Raw genomic sequence first — 3,577 nt, 5'->3', positions numbered from 1 at the left:
TTCGTCCTTGGTGCTGGGTTCGGCGTGGCGCGTTGACGCCAATTACCGCCGGGGCTGGACGCGCATTGCCGCCGCTGGATTGCGCGAATCCGCAGATTGGCTGGAAAGTGATGCCTGGTCCGCCGACCTTACCCGATTAGGTCTGTTTTCATTGCGCGACAGCCTATCGTTGCGCGTCGCCCAGCCGCTGCGCGTACGTGGCGGCGGCCTTAACCTGACTCTGCCGGTGGGCTATGATTATTCAACGCTGCAGGCGAGTTTCGGGCGTCAGTTTGTCTCGCTGGCACCGACAGGGCGCGAACGCGATATCGAAGCGGCCTATGCTACTCCCTTTGCAGGTGGTTATCTGTCGGCCAATGCATTCTGGCGGACGGAACCGGGGCATATCGAAGCCGCACCTGACGATCTGGGGGTGGCGCGACGTTTCAACCGGAGATTGTGACAAGACGGTAAGGCTTCCGCCGCACCCGCAACTGCCGGTGGCATTGGGGTTGTTGAAGACGAAACCGGCGGTGAATTCATCCTCCTGCCAGTCCATCGTGGAGCCGACGAGGTACAGCACCGAGCCGCCGTCGATGAAAAAAGTGCCGCCAGGGGTTTCGATGCGTTCGTCGAAAGGCACCGCTTCGCTGACATAATCGACCGAATAGGCCAGCCCCGAACAGCCACGCCGCGGCGTTGACAGCTTCACGCCGACTGTGCCTTCGGGCGCATTGCGCATCAGTTCGGCAACGCGTTCTTCGGCAGCGGGCGTCAAGGTGACAGCAGCCGGAAGCGGACGGCGGGTCTTGGTTTCGGTGCTCATCACAGCATCCCCAGTTCGAGACGTGCCTCGTCGGTCATCTTGTCCGGCCCCCATGGCGGATCCCAGACGAGGTTGACTTCGGCGTCACCAATCCCCGGAACCGCGCCGACGCGCAGTTCAACCTCGCCGGGCATGCTTTCGGCAACCGGGCAATGCGGCGTTGTCAGCGTCATCGTCACCAGTGCATGGCCGCCATTGATCTCGACTCCGTAAATCAGGCCGAGGTCATAGATATTGACCGGGATTTCGGGATCATAAATCTCCTTGAGCGCCTCAATCACCGCATCTTGCAATGCCTCGTCACCCTCAGCCACCGGTTCGGGCTTTTGCGCGAGGAAGCCCTCGAGATAGTCCTTCTTTCGCTCCAGCTTTTCGGCTGGACTTTCGGCATCCTCGACGCGCGCCTTGGGAGGTGGCGGAACGCTGTCGACTTCCTCGACCATGATTTTCTGCTCTTCGCTCATCCGAAGATCCTTTTCACCCGTTCAAGGCCGCGGACCAATGCCGCGACATCGCTTTCGTCATTGTAAATGCCGAAGCTCGCCCGCGCGGTGGCGGGTAGCCCCAAATGCTCCATCAGCGGCTGTGCGCAATGATGACCGGCGCGGATCGCCACGCCTTCCTCGTCCAATATGGTGCCGATGTCGTGCGGATGCACCCCTTCCATGCTGAAGGAGACAATCCCTGCCGCATCTTCGGGCCCGTACAGCGTGATCGAGGTGATACTGCGCAGCGCTTCGCGCGTCTGCCGGACCAATTCGGCCTCATGTGCGTGGATGGCATCGAGCCCGATGGCTTCGACATAATCGATCGCCGCGCGCAGCCCCATCACTTCAACGATGGCTGGCGTCCCCGCCTCAAACCGCGTCGGTGCAGGGGCGTAGGTCGTTTTTTCAAAGGTGACCCGGTCGATCATAGAGCCGCCGCCCTGGTAAGGCGGCATGGCATCGAGCAATTCTTTGCGCGCCCAGAGCGCTCCGATACCCGTCGGGCCATAAAGCTTGGGCCCGCTGAACACATAGAAATCGCATTCAAGCCCGGCGACATTGACCGGCAAACGCGGCACCGCCTGGCAACCATCAAGCAGCAGTTTCGCACCAACCTGATGCGCAATTGCGGCAGCGCGCTTTGCATCGAGGACCGAGCCCAAAACGTTTGAAACATGCGCGAAAGCAACCAGCACATGATCCTCGGTCAGCATCGCCTCCGCCGCATCAAGGTCTATCCTGCCATCCGCAGTCAGCGGGCAGACGTCGATATCATAGCCGGCAAGCTGCCAAGGTACGATGTTGCTGTGATGCTCCAACTGGCTAAGCAGGATGCTGCCCTTTTGGGGGAAGCTGTGCGCCACCAGGTTGATCGCCTCTGTCGCGCCACGCACAAAGACGATTTCATCCTCTCGTCCACCGATAAACTCGGCCACCCTGCGCCTTGCAGCCTCATAAGCCAAGGTCATGTTCGCCGAACGCGCATAGACACCACGATGGACGGTGGCATAATCCTCTCCGCCGGCGCGCATCATCGCTTCAAGCACAGCCTGCGGTTTCTGTGCACTCGCTGCGGTATCGAGATAATGCCAGTCGCGCACACCGGGGAACTGGTCGCGCAGCTCCCGAGCCAGCCCGCCGCCTTCATTTTCCCAGCGGCCCAATGCGCGTTCGGTGACAATCGCCATCAGACCGTGCCCCGCAACGCCGCCTCGGCATAGCCGATCATATGCTCGCGCCATTTGCTGTCGGCGATCTCGCCATAGGCTTCTGCAACGAAAGCCTGCATCAACAAATTGCGTGCCTCCGCCATCGGCAGGCCGCGCTGCTGCGCATAGAACAGCGCCATTTCGTCAAGCTGGCCAATCGCACAGCCATGCGCGCATTTGACATCGTCGGCGTAGATTTCGAGCTCGGGCTTGGCGTTGATCGTCGCGGTGCGATCAAGCAGCAAACCCTTTGCACCCAGCGCCGCATCGGTCTGTTGCGCATCTTTCGCGACGTCGATCCGGCCGATCATCGTAATCGTTGCTTTATCCATTGCTACGCCGCGCATCACCTGGTTCGATGTTGCACCCGGCGCCACATGGCGCAGGCGGGTCACGATTTCGGTAACTTCGTCGCCACGGCCAATGCCGACCGCGCCCAATTCAAAATGCGCGCCTTCGGCCAGCGTCACGTCAATATCGAGCCGTTTGTAGCCGCCACCTGTCAGCAGGAAAAATGCCTCGCAACGCGCGCCTTCGGCAATGTCGATCTGGTAGCGCTGGATATCGACTTTGCTCGCTGCACCCGTCGAAACGCATTTGTACACGGGATGCGTTTCGCCAGCCACAACGGCGATATGTTGCGTATCGGGCAAGGCTTTCAGACCCGACAACATATCAGCAGGCGCATAGCGCCATTCCTCATCACGGCGGGTTGGCAGGGCTGTCTCGCAGCCAACTCCCGATATCCCTCACGCTCCAGTTCAAGCGCCAATTCGGGCCCACCGCTGCGCGTGATGCGGCCATCGGCGAGGACATGGACGAAATCGGGCTGCACATAATCCAGCAGGCGCTGATAGTGGGTGATCAGCAGCACGGCCTTTTCAGGCTTGCGCATGATCCGGTTGATGCCTTCGCCCACCACGCGCAGCGCGTCGATATCGAGGCCGCTGTCGGTTTCATCGAGGATCGCGAGTGCGGGATCGAGGATGCCCATCTGCACCATCTCGTTGCGCTTCTTTTCGCCACCCGAAAAGCCGACATTCTCGGGCCAATGGAGCATTACCATCCCCATGCCC

3 protein-coding genes and 3 pseudogenes are annotated in these 3,577 nt (G+C 60.6%); 1 reads left to right on the top strand and 5 read right to left on the bottom strand.

Annotation, left to right across the window (positions count from 1 at the left end; translation table 11 throughout):
- Nucleotides 1-442, top strand: a pseudogene (locus tag Q0239_RS02980) (peptidase S8); the annotation flags it as partial.
- A 3-nt stretch (nt 443-445) separates the two neighbouring features.
- On the opposite strand, the pseudogene Q0239_RS02975 reads toward Q0239_RS02980, so the two are convergent.
- The 5 genes and pseudogenes from Q0239_RS02975 to Q0239_RS02955 form a co-directional block, all read right to left on the bottom strand.
- Nucleotides 446-805, bottom strand: a pseudogene (locus Q0239_RS02975) (HesB/IscA family protein); the annotation flags it as partial.
- On the bottom strand, nt 805-1,269 hold the full coding sequence (locus Q0239_RS02970; RefSeq protein ID WP_298598149.1) for an SUF system Fe-S cluster assembly protein: 465 nt from the start codon (nt 1,267-1,269) through the stop codon (nt 805-807). The gene Q0239_RS02970 and the pseudogene Q0239_RS02975, both read right to left, overlap by 1 nt.
- Nucleotides 1,266-2,480 carry an aminotransferase class V-fold PLP-dependent enzyme gene (locus Q0239_RS02965; protein ID WP_298598146.1) on the bottom strand — a complete coding sequence of 405 codons (1,215 nt, stop codon included), beginning with the start codon at nt 2,478-2,480 and terminating at the stop codon, nt 1,266-1,268. The genes Q0239_RS02970 and Q0239_RS02965 overlap by 4 nt, the downstream gene beginning before the upstream one ends.
- The gene (locus Q0239_RS02960) at nt 2,480-3,154 is read right to left on the bottom strand and encodes a SufD family Fe-S cluster assembly protein (RefSeq protein WP_298598143.1); all 675 of its coding nucleotides are present in this window, start codon (nt 3,152-3,154) and stop codon (nt 2,480-2,482) included. The genes Q0239_RS02965 and Q0239_RS02960 overlap by 1 nt, the downstream gene beginning before the upstream one ends.
- 5 nt (nt 3,155-3,159) lie before the next feature.
- Nucleotides 3,160-3,577 (bottom strand): annotated as a pseudogene (locus tag Q0239_RS02955) (hypothetical protein); the annotation flags it as partial.

Origin of the sequence: uncultured Sphingorhabdus sp. (genome assembly GCF_937872355.1) — a bacterium.
Classification (GTDB): domain Bacteria; phylum Pseudomonadota; class Alphaproteobacteria; order Sphingomonadales; family Sphingomonadaceae; genus Sphingorhabdus_B.
This window is presented reverse-complemented; position numbering and strand designations above follow the sequence as displayed.